General features: G+C 74.8%; 13 protein-coding genes. 8 read left to right on the forward strand and 5 right to left on the reverse strand.

The features are described from left to right. Positions 1-2: 2 nt before the first annotated feature. From J4557_RS00175 to J4557_RS00185, 3 genes are all read right to left on the reverse strand, one after another. Positions 3-3,374, reverse strand: coding sequence for a DUF4132 domain-containing protein (locus tag J4557_RS00175; protein ID WP_208264235.1), 3,372 nt, complete (start codon positions 3,372-3,374; stop codon positions 3-5). An 81-nt stretch (positions 3,375-3,455) separates the two neighbouring features. Beyond that, positions 3,456-4,844 carry an FAD-dependent oxidoreductase gene (locus tag J4557_RS00180; protein WP_208264236.1) on the reverse strand — a complete coding sequence of 463 codons (1,389 nt, stop codon included), beginning with the start codon at positions 4,842-4,844 and terminating at the stop codon, positions 3,456-3,458. A 67-nt stretch (positions 4,845-4,911) separates the two neighbouring features. Continuing rightward, positions 4,912-6,021 (reverse strand): amidohydrolase family protein, encoded by a 1,110-nt coding sequence (locus J4557_RS00185; protein ID WP_307799223.1) that lies wholly within the window; start codon positions 6,019-6,021, stop codon positions 4,912-4,914. Positions 6,022-6,146: 125 nt separating this feature from the next. Between J4557_RS00185 and J4557_RS00190 the strand changes: the two genes are divergently transcribed. From J4557_RS00190 to J4557_RS00205, 4 genes are all read left to right on the forward strand, one after another. Then, positions 6,147-7,559 (forward strand): type I glutamate--ammonia ligase, encoded by a 1,413-nt coding sequence (locus tag J4557_RS00190; protein ID WP_208264237.1) that lies wholly within the window; start codon positions 6,147-6,149, stop codon positions 7,557-7,559. Positions 7,560-7,670: 111 nt separating this feature from the next. After that, on the forward strand, positions 7,671-8,204 hold the full coding sequence (locus J4557_RS00195) for a CGNR zinc finger domain-containing protein (protein WP_208264238.1): 534 nt from the start codon (positions 7,671-7,673) through the stop codon (positions 8,202-8,204). Between the two features lie 169 nt (positions 8,205-8,373). Continuing rightward, entirely contained in the window at positions 8,374-9,717 is a 1,344-nt protein-coding gene (locus J4557_RS00200; RefSeq protein WP_208264239.1) for an FUSC family protein, read from the forward strand. A gap of 36 nt (positions 9,718-9,753) precedes the next feature. Then, on the forward strand, positions 9,754-10,326 hold the full coding sequence (locus J4557_RS00205; RefSeq protein ID WP_243775068.1) for an NADPH-dependent FMN reductase: 573 nt from the start codon (positions 9,754-9,756) through the stop codon (positions 10,324-10,326). Here the strand turns inward: J4557_RS00205 and J4557_RS00210 are convergent. Next, entirely contained in the window at positions 10,246-11,631 is a 1,386-nt protein-coding gene (locus tag J4557_RS00210) for an MFS transporter (protein ID WP_208264240.1), read from the reverse strand. The genes J4557_RS00205 and J4557_RS00210 overlap by 81 nt on opposite strands. A 60-nt stretch (positions 11,632-11,691) precedes the next feature. On the opposite strand from J4557_RS00210, the gene J4557_RS00215 reads away from it, so the two are divergent. The 4 genes from J4557_RS00215 to J4557_RS51450 all read left to right on the forward strand — a co-directional run bounded on the left by J4557_RS00215 (position 11,692) and on the right by J4557_RS51450 (position 15,307). Continuing rightward, positions 11,692-12,258, forward strand: coding sequence for a TetR/AcrR family transcriptional regulator (locus tag J4557_RS00215; RefSeq protein ID WP_208264241.1), 567 nt, complete (start codon positions 11,692-11,694; stop codon positions 12,256-12,258). Positions 12,259-12,368: 110 nt separating this feature from the next. Further along, positions 12,369-12,950 carry a TetR/AcrR family transcriptional regulator gene (locus J4557_RS50660; RefSeq protein ID WP_208264242.1) on the forward strand — a complete coding sequence of 194 codons (582 nt, stop codon included), beginning with the start codon at positions 12,369-12,371 and terminating at the stop codon, positions 12,948-12,950. A gap of 68 nt (positions 12,951-13,018) precedes the next feature. Next, positions 13,019-13,780, forward strand: coding sequence for an MBL fold metallo-hydrolase (locus tag J4557_RS00225; RefSeq protein WP_243775069.1), 762 nt, complete (start codon positions 13,019-13,021; stop codon positions 13,778-13,780). Between the two features lie 156 nt (positions 13,781-13,936). Next, the gene (locus J4557_RS51450) at positions 13,937-15,307 is read left to right on the forward strand and encodes an NAD-binding protein (protein WP_208264244.1); all 1,371 of its coding nucleotides are present in this window, start codon (positions 13,937-13,939) and stop codon (positions 15,305-15,307) included. A gap of 13 nt (positions 15,308-15,320) precedes the next feature. On the opposite strand, the gene recD2 is transcribed toward J4557_RS51450, so the two are convergent. Then, positions 15,321-17,561 carry an SF1B family DNA helicase RecD2 gene (gene recD2 / locus J4557_RS00235; protein WP_307799224.1) on the reverse strand — a complete coding sequence of 747 codons (2,241 nt, stop codon included), beginning with the start codon at positions 17,559-17,561 and terminating at the stop codon, positions 15,321-15,323. Between the last annotated feature and the right edge of the window lie 59 nt (positions 17,562-17,620).

The raw sequence follows: 17,620 nt of genomic DNA on the forward strand, positions 1-17,620 counted from the left end.
TCTCAGCGGGCGTCGGCGGTGAGCGCGGTCAGATCGGCGATGACCTCGGACGCGGTGACCGGGTCCAGCTCGCCGAACGGCAGCGGGTTCCCGTGGTGCATCCACAGGTCGTCCTGGCGGCGGCACAGGCACACCTGCCTCAGCGTCTGGTCGCCCAGCACGTCCGGCTCGCCGACGGGGATGCCCGGGTCGAGGTCGATGACGACGTGCCGGCCCGTCCCGGCGGGACGCGAGATCCAGCACTCCACGCCCGCGTCCTGCGGCGCGCCGCGCTCCCATCCCCGCTTGGTCAGCCCGAGCATCCGGCCGACCGGGACGGTGGCGCCCTCGAACCGCGTGAGGTGGCCGCTCTTGCGCTCCTCGTCGGTCAGCTCGTACACGGGGCGTCCGAGCTGCGGGAACGGCTGCAGGATCTCGTAGTCGGCGAACACCTCCGCCCAGGCGGGCACCAGGTCGCCGGGGCGCAGGTGGAGCGGGTGCGCGACGCCGATCACGACCGTCTCGGGGAGGTTCAGGGCGGTGTCGTGCACGCCCGCGAACGTGCCGTCCTCCGCGACCCGGAACGTGATGCTCTTGTACTGGTCCATCTCGACGGCGATCCACACCAGCCGCCGGACGAGGTGCCGGAACAGCGGATGCCCGGCGAGCAGGTCCCGGAACTCGGTGAGGGTCCAGCGGCGGTTCCGCACCATCGCCGTCTCCAGGCGGGCGATCAGGTCGGCGGCGACGGTCCGGACGTCCTTCTTCAGCGTGGAGAACGCCTTGTACGCGGCGGGCGCGAGCTCGGGGTCGTCCTTGGCGCCGGGCTTGGGCAGGGCCTTGCGGCGCTTGCCGTCCTCGTCGGCGACGTAGGGCCTGAGCTGCTCGTCGAACCCGACGACGAACCGGCGCGGGCCGTAGTCGAGCGTCATCGTCCCGGCGTCGTCGAGGCCGAAGTCGGGGACGAGCCGGTCGGCGAGCTGCTCGGGCGTCAGCTCCAGCCCGGCCGCCACCTCCGCGATCTTGTCCTGGGCGCGCGTCCGGAGCCCCTTGAACTTGACCTTCTGCGCGATCGAGTGCAGGTGCATCAGCGCGACGTCGGTGCCGATCTCGGCGAGGACGTCCAGGCCGGTCACCGCCTTGGTGTGGCCGCCCTCGCCGGGCCAGGCCCGGATCACGGGGGTGAGGCGGCGGACGGTGCCGTCGTCGCCGAGGCGGCCGAGCTGCGCCAGCGCCCAGCCCTCCTTGGACGGGGCGCCGTTGGCCTCCCAGCGCCGGAACAGCGCCCACCCGAACTCGGCCAGCGACGCCGGGTCGCACAGCTCGCGGACGGCGTCGACCCCCGCGTAGACCTCGCCGGGCTTCGACATCGCCAGCATCGTCAGGACGTGCGGGACCGCCGTCTCCGGAAGCGCGCGCTCGCGGTCGCGGAGCAGGATCTGCGGCAGCATCCGGATGTCGGCCCAGTCGCCCACCGCGGGGATCTTCGCGGGGAGGATCTCCAGCGGATCGACGGCGAGCAGCGCCTCGATCGCGCCGGCGGCCTCGTCGCCGTGCGCGCGCGCCGCGTCCACGATGCCGCCGGTGCCGTGCTGGGACGCGACGAACCGCAGCGCGGCCTCGGCCGCCCGCCGCTCCGCGCCGGCCTTCCCGAGCGCGGGGGGCAGCAGCGCGGGGACGGCTGCGAGGCCGTGCCGGACGAACCAGGCGCGCGCCGTGCGGCCCGCCTGCTTGAGCCGGACGAGCCAGTCCGCCATCAGCCGGGCCACCTCGTCGCTCACGTACGGCATCAGGATCGTGCCGACGCCCGCCGGATCGCGCCGTGCCGCGACCACGGCGGCGTCGAGCGCGTCCAGTTCGAACCGGGCGACGACGACGCGCATCCACTCGTCCACGTACCAGGGCTCGGGCGGATTCCAGTCGGCCAGCAGCGGCCGGACCAGTTCCTCCGGGCCCTCGACGAACAGCATCGGCTGCATGTGGTCGAGCAGCTCGCCCCTCCGGAACTTCGCGACCTGTGTGGCCCAGTCCAGCCGTTCCACCCACCGCCAGTAGTGGTGGAGGTCGACCGTCCACTCCTCGCGTTCCCCCGGCTGCCACGCGATCGCGCGGATGCCGGGCGCGGGCAGGTCCTTGAGGACGACGGGCTTGGACTTCGCGCGCGGGCGGTTCCAGGGCGGGTCGGCGAGCAGCGGCGGCAGCGAGGCGGGATCGGCCTCCGGGACGCGCGCGCCGGCGTCCAGCGCCGCCCGGACCGCGGCCCGCGACGCGTCCGGGAGGGCGGGGAGCATCTCGTCCGCGAGCGCCGCCTCGGCGCGCACGTGCACCGTCAGCAGGTCGGCCACCGCCGGGCGGTCGGACGCGGCGGCGAGCAGCCGCAGCGCCCGCGCCGGGAACCGCCGCGCCGCCGCCAGGACCGCGGCCTCGGCGTACTTGCGGTCGAGCCGGTCCAGCAGCGCCTGGAACGCGGCGTCCACGGGCAGCACGGCGAGCGCGTCGAGCAGCGTCCGCGACGTGTCGCCGTCGAGGTAGGGCTGGTCGAGCGCATCGATCAGGAGGTCCACGACCCCGTCCGGGCCGATCCCGTCCACGAGGCTGGTGATGACGCCGGGGCTCCGGCTCTGGAAGTCGAGGACCAGCCCGAGCGCGTCGTACTCCGCGCGGTCCGCCACCGCGCACTGGAGCAGCCACCGCTCGGCCGCGTGGACGGCGGCCGTCGTCGCCGGCGGGTCGGCGAGCAGGTCGGCGAACCAGTCGCGCCTGTCGGGCATGAGGTAGGAGGCGACGGCCTTCTGGACGAGGGTGCCGCGATGGCGCGCCATCCCCTCCGCGGCGTCGCCGTACGCCTCGTCGCCGCCGGCGGCGAGCAGGCCGCGCAGCCGCCGGGCGCTGTCCTCCTGCGCCCATCCCCCGGACCAGTTCTCCTCGGGACGGCGCTCGCGCACCCCTTCCCAGCGCCGCTCCCCGCGGAAGACGTCGAAGGGCGCCCAGAGGCCGGCGCGGGCGACGAAGGCGCACGCGGCGAAGGCCACGCCGTGCGCCTCCGCCCACGCGTCGATGAACGGGTCCCGCCGCGTGTACATGACCTGCCCGAGCGGCGCGGCGACGAGGGCGACCGCCGCGGCGCCGACCGGGTCGGGCTCGCCGCGCAGGTACGCGCGCCCCGCCTCGGCCACCGCGGGCGGCGTGCCCGGCAGCGCGAGCACGGCCTCCACCTCCGGCCGGAACTCCTCCAGCATCGCCCGGGCCGTCTCGGCGCCCTTCCGGTCGGCGGGGACCGCCGGCCAGGCGTGCGGCCGGTCGCGGCGGGGGTGCAGCCTGCGCAGCCACGCGTCCGGCATCACCAGGGTGTTCTCGTCGGGGCGGGTCTCGGCCGCGGCGTCCGTCGTGCTCATGACGGCACCGTAGGGGAGATCACCGACATTCCCCCGTCGAAACGATCAATCCGGTTCGGAGCGGCCGGGGCGGCCCGGACGTCACGGGGACCGGCGCATGTCCTCCTCGACGCGTTCGGCGGCCTTGCGGGCGGCGATCAGCACCGGGTCCCAGACGGGCGAGAACGGCGGCGCGTAGCCGAGGTCCAGGCCGGTCATCTCCTCGACGGTCATCCGGTTCCACAGCGCGATGGCCAGGCCGTCGATCCGCTTGGCGGCGTTCGCCTCGCCGACGATCTGCCCGCCGAGCAGCCGGCCGGAGCGCCGCTCGGCGACCAGCTTGGTCTTCATCGCGGTGGCGCCCGGGTGGTAGCCGGCGCGGGTCGTGGACTCGACCACGACGCTCAGCGCGTCGAACCCGGCGGCGGCCGCCTCGCGCTCGTTCAGGCCGGTCCGCGCGACCTCGACGTGGCAGATCTTGGAGACGGCGGTGCCGGCCACGCCGGGGAACGTGGCGTAGCCGCCGCCGAGGTTGACGCCCGCGACGCGGCCCTGCTTGTTGGCGTGCGTGCCGAGCGCGATCGCGACCGGCAGGCCGGAGACGAGGTGGCGGGTCTCGACGCAGTCGCCCGCCGCCCACACCCGCTCGGTCCGGGTCCGCATCCGCCGGTCGGTGACGATCCCGCCGGTCGGGCCCGTCTCGATCCCGGCGGCGCGGGCGAGGTCGCTGCCGGGGCGGACGCCCAGGCCGAGGATCACCAGGTCGGCGGGGAGCGTGCGGCCTCCGGCGCGGACCGCCGCCACCCGCCCGTCCGGGCCGGTGTCGAAGCCCTCGACCGGGTCGCCGAGGTGCAGGTCCACGCCGATGCCGCGGATCGCGTCCGCGACGAGCGCGCCCATGTCGGGGTCGAGCGTGCTCATGGGCTGCTCGGCGCCGTCCACGATCGCCACGTCCAGGCCGCGCATCACCATCGCCTCGGCCATCTCCAGGCCGATGTAGCCGCCGCCCACGACGACGGCGCGGCGCGGCTTCTCGCGTTCCAGCACCCGGCGGATGGCGATCCCGTCGTCGAGGACCTGGACGCCGTGCACGCCCTCGGCGTCGGCGCCGGGGAGCTTCGGGCGGGTCGGCACCGCGCCCGTCGCGATCATGAGCTGGTCGTAGGGCTCCCAGGTCTCGCCGCCGCCGTCCGCGTCCCGGACGCGCACCCGCCCGCGCTCCAGGTCGATCTCCGTCGCCTCCGTGCACAGGCGCAGGTCGATGCCGCGGTCGCGGAACTCGGCGGGCGTCCGCGCGATCAGCGCGTCCGCGTCGTCGACCACGCCGCCGACGTAGTACGGGATGCCGCACGCCGAGTACGACGCGAAATGCCCGCGCTCGACGACCGTGACGTCCAGCTCGCCGGGACCGCGCCGCCTGCGGGCCTGCGACGCGGCGCTCATCCCGGCCGCGTCGCCCCCGATGACGAGCAGCCGCTCGCGTCCTGCCATGGGCACCTCCCGGAGATCACTCCCGAGCGTATCCGCGGCGCCGCGCCGGCCAGGTGCACGGGGCCGGTCAGACGCGGTAGACGCGGCGGGCGTTGCCGGACGCGACGAGCCCCGCGACCCGCTCGGCGTCGGCGGACGTCCAGGCGCCGTCCTCGACGCCGCTCGCGAGGAGCCCCGCGAGGCCGCGCCGGAACAGCAGCGCGCCCAGGTGGTACAGCTCGGCCAGGCCGAACGCGTCGGAGGAGTACAGCACCTTCCCGAACGGGGCGAGCTCCAGCAGCTCCGCGATCAGCGCGGGCGCCCGGTGCCCGAGGTTGTGCGTGGCGAGCCCCACGTCCACGTACACGTTCGGGAGCACCTGCGCGAGGTATCCGGCCTGCCGGTGGAACGGGTAGTTGTGCAGCAGCAGCGCGGGCGCGCCCGCCGCGTCCATGGCCCGCAGCAGCGAGATGAGCAGCAGCGGGTCGCCGCGGCGCAGGTCGACGTCGGCGTCTCCGTACCCGACGTGGAACTGCACCGGCAGCCCGAGGTCGACCGCGCTCCAGACGAGGAAGCGGTGCAGGATGTCATCGCAGACCCGCAACTCCTCCTGGCGCAGCAGGATCCCGGCCGCGCCGGTGACCTCCGCCTCCGACGGCCGCACCCCCGACAGCTCCAGCCCGGCGCGGTACGCGGCGATCGACTTGGCGCCCGCCGCCTCGGACGCGCGGGCGGCGAGCCGGGCGCGGACCTCGTCGGCGAACCGGTGGGGGTCCACCCCGTCCGACAGGACCTGCTCGGCGACCGTCTCCAGCCGGACGATCTCGTGCGCCCGCGCCCCGGCGAGCCGCCCGAGGGCCGGCGGGTCCAGCAGGGCGCGCGGCGTGTAGCCGGTGTCCACGCAGAGGGCCTCCAGCCCGGCGGCGGCGAGGAACCGGCGGTTCACCTCGGCCGCGCCCAGCTCGGCGCGGCGGGCGAGGTAGGCGTCCGGCTCCGCGTGCGCGTCCAGGTCCAGCACGGGCGCGCACCAGCGCCGCAGCGCGAACCCGACCTGCGTGTCGAACATGCTCGTCCCGGGCGGCCCGCCCGACCCGGCCTCGGTGAGCATCGCCTCGAAGGCCGGGCGGTCGAGGTCGTCCTCGTACACGCCGTGGCAGTGGTGGTCGATCAGCGGCAGCGACTCCAGATATTCGAGCACCCTCCCTACGTCCCCGGAAACGCGGCGGCGTCCCTGAAATCGGGGGGCGTTCTTCCTACGATGCCTCTGCGGGCACCCGCCCTGCGGGAAGGCCCGCGTCCGCCGCCATGACCGGGAGCCGCACCGTGGAACAGACCTTCGACACCGTCCTCGACGGGCAGGAGCGCGCCCGGCGGGGCGCGCGGGCGGCCGAGGCCGCCCGGCGGCTGGCCGGTGAGGACATCGCCGCCGTCGCGCTGACCTGGGTGGACGTCAGCGGGATCACGCGCACCAAGACCGTCCCGGTGGGGCGGCTGGAGCACGCGGCGACCTGGGGCGTCGGGATGTCGCCGGTGTTCGACGCGTTCCTGCTGGACGACTCGATCGTGTCCGGCCGGCACGTCGGCGGCCCGGTCGGCGACCTGCGGCTGCACCCCGACCTGGACCGGCTCGTCCCGCTGGCGGCGCTGCCGGGCTGGGCGCACGCACCCGCCGACCGGTACGGGCAGGACGGCGCCGTCCACCCGCTCGACGGCCGGGCGCTGCTGCGCCGCGAGACCGCCCGGCTCGCGGCCGGCGGCTGGACGGCCCGGACGGCGTTCGAGATCGAATGGGCGGTGTCGGCCACCCCGGAGGAGTTCACGCCCGCCTGCCACGGCCCCGCGTACGGGATGACCCGCGTCAGCGAGCTGGCCGGCTACCTGCGCGCGCTGCTCAACGCGCTGGACCGGACGGGCGTCTCGGTCGAGCAGCTGCACCCCGAGTACGCCGCCGGGCAGTACGAGGTGTCGGTGGCGGCGGAGGATCCGGTCGGCGCCGCCGACACCGCCGTCCTGGTCCGGGAGACGATCCGGGCGGTGACGCTGGAGCACGGCATGCACGCCTCGTTCTCCCCGAAGGTCGTGGCGGGCTCCGTCGGCAACGGCGCGCACGTCCACCTGAGCCTCTGGCGGGAGGGCACCGGGGACGGCCCGGAGAACGCGATGGCGGGCGGTCCGGGCCCTTACGGGATGACGGACGCGGGGCAGGCGTTCGCGGCGGGGATCCTGGACCGGCTGCCCGCGCTGCTGGCGATCGGGGCGCCGTCGGTCGCCAGCTACCTGCGGCTCGTCCCGTCGCACTGGGCGGGCGCGTTCGCGTGCTGGGGGCTGGAGAACCGGGAGGCGGCGCTCCGGTTCGTCACCGGCGCGGAGGGCGAGCGGGACCGCGCGGCGAACCTGGAGATCAAGTGCTTCGACGCCGCCGCGAACCCCTACCTCGCGCTCGCGGCGCTGCTGGCGGCCGGGCGGGCCGGGCTGGACGCCGGATCGGCGCTGCCCGACCCGGTCGAGGCCGACCCGGCCGGGCTCTCCGACGAGGAGCGCGCCGCGCGCGGCCTGCGGCCGCTGCCGGCCTCGCTGGCGGAGGCGGTGGCGGTGTTCGAGGAGGACGCCGTGCTGCGGGACGCGCTCGGCGAGGCGGTGACCGACACCGTCGCGGCCGTCCGGCGCGGCGAGGTCGCGCTGTTCGACGGCGCGACGCCGGAGGAGATCGCGGCCGCGACCCGCTGGCGGCACTAGCGGCCGGGCTCGGGCGGCTCGGCGGTGCCGGCGCCGGGCGCGAACGGCTGGACGTAAGGGTTAAAATCAGGATGCCATTTACAGGATGGCAGGGGAGCGGGAGTCGGGGCAATGCGGATCACCGGGTACAAGAGCCACGGGGTGGCGGCGGCCGTCGCCCTGGTCAACGCCGTGACCGGCGCCGGCGGCGACGACTCCGCGGACGCGCTGCGCGAGCTGCTGCGCGCGAACGGGTTCTTCTGGCACGAGTTCGACCCGGCCGACGCCGGGGAGTTCCGCCGGTGGGGGCGGACGCTGCGCCGGTTCTTCGACGCCGCCGACCTCGACGAGGCGATGCGGCTGCTGAACGGGCTGATGCTGGAGCTGCCGCTGCATCCGCACCTCGCCGAGCACGACCCGCACGGCGTGCACATGCACTACGCGCCGCCCTCGTCCCGGCTGCCGGACCGGTTCCGCGCGACGACGCTGATGCATCTCGCGGAGCTGGTCGTCGAGCACGGCATCGACCGGACGGGCGTCTGCGACGCCGAGGGCTGCGACCGCGTGTACGCCGACACGTCGCGGGCGGGGCGGCGCCGGTTCTGCTCGGAGTCGTGCGCGAACCGGACGAACGTCGCGGCGTTCCGGGCCCGCCGCCGCGGCTGACCGCGCCCCGCCGCCGCGACCGGCCGGAGCGCTCATCACGCCCGATCATGGGATTTGCCGGGAATTTGCCCGGCGCCGGGAAGGAAGCGGATCGGCTTCCCTTTGAGTATCGAGTGTCCGAAAGGGCATGCCGACCCACGTACCGATGATCCCGACCCACCGTGCAGAGATGCCCATCGCGTTCTTCCGCCGTCCCGGCTTCCTCGACCGTCCCGGTCTCCGCGACCGCTCCGGCCGCGCCGTCCGCTCGCCCATCCAGGTGGCGACGGAGGCCCCGTCGTCGGTGTACCGGATCGCGCGGCTGACGCTCACCGCCGTCGCCGCGTTCCTGATCGCCCGGTACGTGCTGCCGAGCACCGGCCAGCCGCCGCTGCTCGCGCCGCTGACCGCGCTGCTGGTCGTCCAGCACTCCGTCTACGAGACGATCAAGCACAGCCTGCTGCGGGTGGGCGCGGTCACCTCCGGGGTGATGATCGCGGTCCTGTTCGCCAACGGGGTCGGATTCTCCTGGTGGAGTCTCGGCCTGTCGATCCTCGCGGCGCTGGTCATCGGGTACGTGCTGCGGCTCGGCGACCAGATGCTGGAGGTGCCGATCAGCGCGATGCTGATCTTCGCGCTGGGCGCGTCCAGCGGGGCGGGCGCGCTCGACCGGATCCTGGAGACGCTGGTCGGCGCCGCCACCGGGCTGGTCGCCACGTTCCTCGTGCCCTCGGTGCGGGTGCGGCCCGCGGAGGAGGCCGTCCAGGACGTCGCCGAGCAGCTCCGGGAGCTGATCCAGAAGATCGCCGACGGGCTGCAGGGCGACCGCACCGAGGGCGAGGCGGCCCGGTGGCAGGAGGAGGCGGAGCGGTTCGCCCGCGACATCGGCCGCACCGACCAGGACCTGCGGGACGCGGAGGAGAGCGTCCGGCTCAACCCCCGCACCCAGGCGCGGCGGCTGGTCGACGCGGGCGTCGCGCTGCGCAACGCCGTCGAGACGATGGAGCACTTCACACTGTCGCTGCGCGGGCTGACCCGGTCGCTGGCCGACGACGAGCGGCTCGGCCCGCGCGGCCGGCTGCTGACCGATCCGACGCTGCGCCGCCAGCTCGGCGACGCGCTGGCGGGGATCGCCGCGAGCGTCGCCGCCTACGGCCGGCTGGCCCGCTCGGACCTGGCCACCGACGCCCGCCCGTACCTGGCGGAGAACGAGCTGGAGGTGCGGGTGGACATCGCCCGCGAGCGGCGCTCCCGGCTCACCCGCAGCCTGCACGAGCGGGCCGCGGCGGGCGACCTGTGGCCGCTGTACGGCGAGGTGTCCATGGACATCGACCGGCTGATCGAGAACCTGCGCGTCGAGCACCGCGCCCGCGCCCGCGAGCACTGGCGGCGGCACCGGGGCCCGACCCGGCACCTGCCGGAGCGGCCGGTCCGGGTCGTCCAGCAGGCGGGGCACCAGCTGCGCCGCGCCGCCGCGTCCGCCGCCGCCGCGGCCGAACGGACCGCCCGCGACTCCGACGACTTCTACCGCTGAGTCCGGTGAGGCGCCGGTCCGGCTAGTTTGGGGATCATGGCGACGTTCCGGATGCTGATGATCTGCGGGAGCCTGCGCAAGGGCTCGACGAACGAGGCGGCCTTGCGCACCGCGCTGGCCGTGGCCCCGCCCTCGCTGGACGGGACGATGTACACAGGGATGGGCGATCTCCCCCACTTCAACCCGGACGACGACCGGGAGCCGCTGCACCCGGCCGTGGCGGGCCTGCGCGCCGCGATCGGCGCGGCGGACGCCCTGCTGCTGTGCACGCCCGAGTACGCGGGCGCGCTGCCCGGCTCGTTCAAGAACCTGCTGGACTGGACGATCGGCGGCGGCGAGGTGTACGGCAAGCCGGTCGCGTGGATGAACGTCGCCTCGCCCGCCGCCCCGGCCGGGGGCGAGGACGCGCACGCCTCGCTGCGCAAGGTGCTCGGCTACGCGGGCGCCGAGATCGTCGAGACCGCCTGCGCCCGCGTCCCGGTCACGCGCCCGGACGTGGGCGAGGACGGCCTCGTCCGCGCCGAGGCCCTACGCGACCAGATCGCCGGGGCGCTCGGCGCGCTCGCCGCCCACCTCGCCGCCTCGCGTCCGCGGGCGGAGGGCCAGTAGCAGCGCGGGCAGGGCGCCGAGAACGGCGATGCACGCCGCGGTGACGAGCATCGCGCCCAGCCCGCCCAGGCGGTACGGGACGCCGAGCACGGCGACGCCCGCGGCGATCCCGGCCTGCTTGGCGGTGCTGGTGATGCCGCCCGCGACGCCCGCGCGTCCGGGCGGCGCCGCCGCGAGCGCGACCTGGCTGGAGACCAGGTTCCCGATGCCGCCGAGGCCGCCCACGACGAATCCGGGCACCAGCGCCGGCCACGAGCGGGCGGGGTAGGCGGCCAGGAGCAGCAGCGAGGACACCGCGATCAGCAGCGGGCCGAGCGCGACGAGGACGGCCGGCGGGAACCGGTGCGAGACGCGGGCGAGCAGCAGCGGCGTCGCGAGGGCGGGGAGGCTGTAGGTGAGGAACCACGTCCCGGCCCGCGCCGGCGAGGTGCTCATCTCGCCCTGCGCGTAGAGCGAGAAGTAGCCGAGGGCGGCGGCTCCGGCCGCGTGGTAGGCGAACGCGGCCGCCGCGTTGGCCGCGTAGAGCCGGTCGCGCAGCAGCGACAGGTCGATCATCGGCTCGGGGACGCGCCGCACCGCGAGCACGGCGGCCCCCGCGGCGGCCGCCCCCAGCGGGAGCAGCACGCCGGGGGCGTCCCAGCCGAGGCGGGGTCCCTCGATCAGCGCCCACATCGGGCCGCCGAGCGCGGTGGTGAGGCAGGCCGCCGCCACCGCGTCGAACGGGCGGGGCCGGGGGTCGCGGGACTCGCGGACCGCCGGCAGGGCGACGGCGAGCGCCGCGAGCCCGACCGGCACGTTCAGCAGGAAGATCGCCCGCCAGCCGAACAGCCCGGTGAGGACGCCGCCGGCGAGCGGGCCGGTGGCGATGGCGGCGCCGGACGCGGCGGCGAACACGCCGAGCGCCCGGTTGCGCGCGCGTCCCGCCGGGTAGGCGGCGGCCAGCAGCGGCGAGGCGGTCCCGTACAGCACGGCCGCGCCGCACCCCTGGACGGCCCGCAGCGCGGCCAGCGCCCCCGCGGTCGGCGCGAGCGCGCAGGCCAGGGACGCGGCCGTGAACGCGGCGAGGCCGGCCAGGAACGTCCGGCGGCGTCCGAACCGGTCCGCCAGCGCGCCTGCGGGCAGCAGCAGGACGGCGAGCGCGACGGCGTAGGCGTCGATGGCCCACTGCACTCCGCTGAGCCCCGCGTCCAGGCGCCGCCGCAGGTCGGGCAGCGCGACGTTGACCCCGACGAGGTCGAGGACGAGCAGGTAGCCGGCCGCCGAGGCGACGGCCGTGGTCCACCCCGGGCGGTGCGCGACGCGCATGGCGCCTCCTTAATATACAGCGTAGATATACGGCGTATATTAAGGGCTAGACTGCGATCCGTGAAGACCCCGGCCCAGCGCGGGCGCGGCACCCGCGGCCTCACCAGGGACGAGGTGCTCGACGCCACCGTCGACCTCGCCGAGGAGCGCGGCCTCGACGCGGTGAGCATGCGCGCCGTCGCCGACCGGCTCGGCGTCACCCCGATGGCCCTGTACCGCTACGTCGGCGACAAGCAGGGGCTGCTCGACGGGCTCGTCGAGCGCCTGCTGCGCGACATGCCGGACGACGACCCCGCGCTCCCCTGGCGCGACCGGCTGCGCGCGTTCGGGTCCGGCATCCGCGCGATCGCGCGCCGGCACCCCGACCTGTTCATGCTGCTGCTCACCCGGCCGACCGTCACCGAGGAGTCGCGCCGCCCGCGCAACGCGATCCAGGCGATGCTGCGCGACGCCGGAGTGCCGGAGGACGTCGTCCGCCCGCTGCAGCGGCTGCTCGACACGGTCGGCATGGGGCTGGCCGCCTCGGAGGCGAGCGGCCGGTTCACCGGCGACCCGGAGGGCGTCGAAGAGGTGTACGACCTGGCGGAGGAGATCTTCATCGCCGCCATCGAGCGGTACTCCTCGTAAGCGCACCGCCCCCAAGCGCACCGCTCTCCAACGCACCGCTCTCGAGCGCTCTCCAAAAATAGGGCGACCGGTCTATTGAATCGTTAGACCGGTCGGTCTAGAGTGGCGGCATGGCACCACGGGGCGAGACGAGAGAACGGGTCCTGCGGACGGCGGCCGAGCTGTTCCAGCGGCAGGGCTACCACGGCACCGGGCTGAACCAGGTGCTGGCCGAGAGCCGGGCACCGAAGGGGTCGTTGTACTTCCACTTCCCGGAGGGCAAGGAGCAGCTGGCCTCGGAGTCGGTGGAGATGGCGGGCCGGGAGGTCGGCGACTCCCTCGCGGAGGCGGTCCTCGCCGCCGGGGACGCGCGGTCCGGCCTGGCGGCGATGGGCGGGTACTTCGCCCGCAACCTCCTCGAATCGGACTTCGCGAAGGGGTGCCCGGTCGCGACCGTGGCCCTGGACTCCGCCGCGGAGAGCGAGCCGATCCGCTCGGCGTGCGACACCGTCTACGGGGAGTGGCGGCAGGGCATCGCGCTGGCGCTGCGCCGCTGGGGCGTCCCGGAGGACGGCGCCGAGCCGCTCGCCGCGACGGTCCTCTCAGCCCTCCAGGGCGCCATCATGCTCGCCCGCGTCCAGAAGGACACGGCCGTCATCGACACGGTCACCGCCCACCTGGCCGACCTCATCGAGCACACCACCACTCGTTGACCCGCGACGGGTCGACGGAAACAGGGAGGCGTTCCCTTATGCGCGTGCATCATCTGGACTGTGCCCGGATGCGGGAGATCGAGCCCGCCGACGGGCCGGACAGCCCGCTGAAACCCGCCCACGGCGTCAGCCACGTCCTCGTCGTGGAGACGGACTCGTCCGGGCTCGTCCTGGTCGACGCCGGGATCGGCACCGGCGACATCGCGGACCCCTCCGGGCGGCTGATGGACGACTGGGTGGAGATGACCCGGCCGGCGCTCGACCCCGCCACGACGGCCGCGGCGCAGATCGAGGCGCTCGGCCTGTCCCCCTCGGACGTCCGGCACATCGTGGTGACGCACCTGCACCGCGACCACGCGGGCGGGCTGAGCGACTTCCCCGACGCGGCGGTGCACCTGTTCGAGGCGGAACGCGCGGACGGCGGCAAGACCCCGGCGCAGCTCGCGCACGGCCCGAAGTGGGTCACCTACGACAGCGGGCCCGGCGAGCACTGGAACGGGTTCGACGGCGTGCGGCCGCTCGACGGCGTCGCCGAGGACGTCCTGCTGATCCCGTTGCACGGGCACACGCCCGGCCACGCCGGGGTCGCGGTGCGGGACGGGGACCGCTGGCTGCTGCACGCGGGCGACGCGTACATGTACCACGGCGAGGTCGACCGGCCCGACCCCGTCGGGCATCCGCTGATGGACCTCGTCCAGGCGAGCGGCGAGGCCGACCGGGAGCAGCGGCTCGCGGGCGTGGCGAGGCTGCGCGAGCTGGCCCTCGACCCCAACGGCGGCGTCGAGGTGTTCTCGGCGCACGACCCCTGGGAGTTCGCCCGCTACCGGTGAGCCGGTGTCCACCGGCGCGCCGTCCTCCCCCACCCGACCGTCCCTCTTTCACCGCAGTGCGGTCGCGAGGGTGTCCGGGACTGTCATCACGAGACGTCCCGGGCGCCCTCGCCGGCATGCCTGGCCGGGACATCGGATTCCAGTGAGCGGAGGAACGTGAGCCGTCAACAGCGCGTGCTCGTGGTAGGGGACACCGAGATAGCCCGCCGCACCTGCGGGGCACTGACACGGCAGGGGACGCACGCCCTCCACCTGCCCCGGCCCGACGACCAGCGGCTCCAGAGCGCGCTGACCGAAGACGTGGACGCGGTCGCGCTGCTGGTGCGCGGCGACGTGATCGCGCTGCGGTACGCACTGCTGGTGGAGTACCTGCGCCCCGGGATCCGCCTGGTGGTCCTGCTGTTCGACCGCACCATCGCCGACCAGCTGCTGACGACCATGCCCAACTGCCAGATCACCTCCCCCGCCGACATCGCGGTGCCGGCCATCATCGGCGCCTGCATGGGCGACCCCGTCCTCGCCGTCGACACCGCCTCCTCCCCGGCTCGCGTCATCAGCGGCACGTCCGACGGGACCGACACCCGGGCCTGGCGTCCGAGGCACCGCGTCCGCAACATCGCCAGGACGCTCGCGGGGCAGATCCGCCCGCACGACCGCACGAGCCGCCTCCTGCTGACCGGGCTGGGCGGGCTCGCCTTCACCCTGCTGGTGGAATGGCTGCTGGCGACCCTCGCCCTGCACGCCGGACCGCTCACCGCCTTCTACATGGCGACCCGGATCGTCGCCACGGTCGGGCCGGGCGAGACCGGCCACGCGCCCGGCTGGTACCTCGCCGCGGCCAGCGTCAACATGCTGCTCGGCGTCGTCTACACCGCCCTGTTCACCGCCGGGATCGTCAACCGGTTCCTGTCGGCGCGGAGCATCGACATCGTCGGCCCGCGGATCCGCCCGAGCCGGGACCACATCGTCGTCGTGGGGCTCGGCCAGGTCAGCCTGCGCCTGTGCGTGGCCCTGAGGCGGCTGGGCATCCCGGTGATCGCGGTGGAGCGCGACCCGCAGGCCGCCAACCTCCGGCTCGCCAGGTCCGCCGGCATCCCCGTCCTGATCGCGCACGCGCAGGACCGCGAGGTGCTCGCCGGGCTCGGCCTCGAACGGGCCCGCGCGCTCGCGGCGATGGGAGCCGACGACCTCGACAACGTCGAGGTCGCCATCGCGGCACTGGCCATCGCTCCGCGCCTGCACGTCGTCCTGCGCGCGGGCGACAGCGCCGTCATCAGCGAGACGAGGTCGCTGTTCTCCATCGGCGAGGTCTGCGACATCACCGCACTGAGCGTCCACGCCGTCGTCCACGGGCTGAACGGGCACTCCCCCCGCTTCGTCTACCCCTACCGCGGCGGCATCGTGGCCCATCCCCCCGCACCGGCGGCCGCCGACGCGCCGGCGGCCTCCGCGCCGTCTCCGGGACCGGAAGACGGCGCGGAGGACGCGCCGCTCGTCTCCTCGTCCTCCGTCCGGTGCGGTTGCTGAACCGCCCGGCCCGCTACGGGTGATTGAGGCGGTGGGCGAGGGCCGTGTGGCGGCGGCCCGCGCCCGCCGTGCGGACGGCCGCGCCGAGCGCCCGCCGCGACCCGACCAGCACGACCAGCTTCTTCGCGCGGGTGATGCCGGTGTAGAGCAGGTTGCGGCGCAGCATCATCCACGCGCCGGTCGTCAGCGGGATCACGACCGCCGGGTACTCGCTGCCCTGCGACCGGTGGATCGTGATCGCGTAGGCGTGCGCCAGCTCGTCCAGCTCGTCGAAGCCGTAGTCGATGCTCTCGTCCTCGTCGGTGAGGACGGTCAGCGACTGCTCCTCCAGGGACACGGCGGTGACGACCCCGACCGTCCCGTTGAACACGCCCGCCTCGCCCTTGTCGTAGTTGTTGCGCAGCTGGGTCACCTTGTCGCCGACGCGGAACACGCGCCCGCCGTAGCGGCGTTCCGGACGGTCGTCCCGGTGCGGGGTGAGGGCCTCCTGGAGCTGGGCGTTCAGCGCCCCGGCCCCGGCGACGCCGCGGTGCATCGGCGCGAGGACCTGGACGTCGCGGCGCGGATCGAGGCCGAACCTGCGCGGGATCCGGTTGGCGACGACGTCGACGGTCAGTTCCGCCGCCTCCTCCTGCTCGTCGCAGGCGAACAGGAAGAAGTCGGGGAAGCCGCGCGTCTGCGGGTGCTCGCCGGTGTTGACGCGGTGCGCGTTCACCACGATCCCGGACCGCTGCGCCTGCCGGAAGATCTTCGTCAGCCGGACGCGCGGGATCGCCTCGGCGCCGAGCAGGTCGGCCAGCACCTCGCCCGCGCCGACCGACGGGAGCTGGTCGACGTCGCCGACCAGCAGCAGGTGCGCGCCGCGCGGGACCGCCTTGACCAGCTTGTTCATCAGGATCAGGTCGACCATGGAGCTCTCGTCGACCACGACCAGGTCGGCGTCGAGCGGGCTGTCCTGGTCGTACTTGGCGTCCCCGCCGGGCTGGAGCTGGAGCAGCCGGTGCACGGTCGCGGCCTCGTGCCCGGTCAGCTCGGCGAGCCGCTTGGCGGCCCGTCCGGTCGGCGCCACCAGCACGATCTTCGCCCTCTTCGCGGCGGCCAGCTCCACGACGGACCGGACGGTGAAGCTCTTCCCGCAGCCGGGCCCGCCGGTGAGGACCGCGACCTTGGACGTCAGCGCGAGCTTGACGGCCTCCTCCTGCTCGGGCGCGAGGGCCTGCCCGGTGCGCCGCTTCAGCCAGGGCAGCGCCTTGTCCCAGTCGACGCCGGCGAACGCCCCGAGCCGGTCCTCCTTCGCGTCGAGCAGCTCGCGGAGGCCGCGCGCCACCGACCGCTCCGCCCGGTGGAACGGGACGAGGTAGACGGCCGGGATCGTGGCGGCGTCGTCGCCCTCCCCCGGGATCGGCTCGCGGACGACGCCCTCGTCGCGGGCCAGCTCGTCCAGCGCCGGGACGATCAGCTCCCGCTCCACGCCGAGGATCTTCTCCGCCGCCGTGACGAGGTTCGGCTCGGGCAGGAAGCAGTGCCCGTCGTCCGCGGCCTCCGACAGCGTGTACTGGAGGCCCGCCTTGATGCGCTCCGGGCTGTCATGCGGGATCCCCACCGCCTGCGCGATCGTGTCGGCGGTCTTGAACCCGATGCCCCACACGTCCGCCGCGAGCCGGTACGGCTCCTTCTGCACCGTCTCGACGGACCCGTCCCCGTACTGCTTGTAGATGCGAACGGCGAGCGACGTCGAGACGCCGACGCCCTGCAGGAAGACCATCACCTCCTTGATGGCCTTCTGCTCCTCCCACGCGTCGGCGATCCGCTTGGTGCGCTTGGGGCCGAGCCCGGGGACCTCGACGAGCCGCTCCGGCTCCTCCTCGATGATCCGCAGGATGTCGGTGCCGAAGTGGCCGACCATCCGGTCCGCCATCACCGGGCCGATGCCCTTGATCATGCCGGAGCCCAGGTAGCGGCGGATGCCCTGCACGGTCGCCGGCAGCACGGTGCTGTAGGAGTCGACCTCGAACTGCTTGCCGTACTTCGGGTGCGACCGCCACCGCCCGGTCAGCTTCAGGCTCTCCCCCACCTGCGCGCCGAGCAGCGCGCCGACCACGGTGAGCAGGTCGCCGCCCGTCCGCTCCGTCGCGACCCGCGCGACCGTGTAGCCGGTGTCCTCGTTGGCGTAGGTCACGCGCTCCAGCACCGCTTCCAGCACGACCGGACGCGGCGGTTCGGGCTGAGCCGGGTTCTGGGGGCGCGACGTCACGAACCTCATGATGTCGGATCCGTGCGGCGGCGCCGGACCGATTTTCTTGATCGAGAACT

This window comes from Actinomadura nitritigenes (genome assembly GCF_017573545.1).
In the GTDB taxonomy this organism is placed as follows: Bacteria; Actinomycetota; Actinomycetes; order Streptosporangiales; family Streptosporangiaceae; genus Spirillospora; species Spirillospora nitritigenes.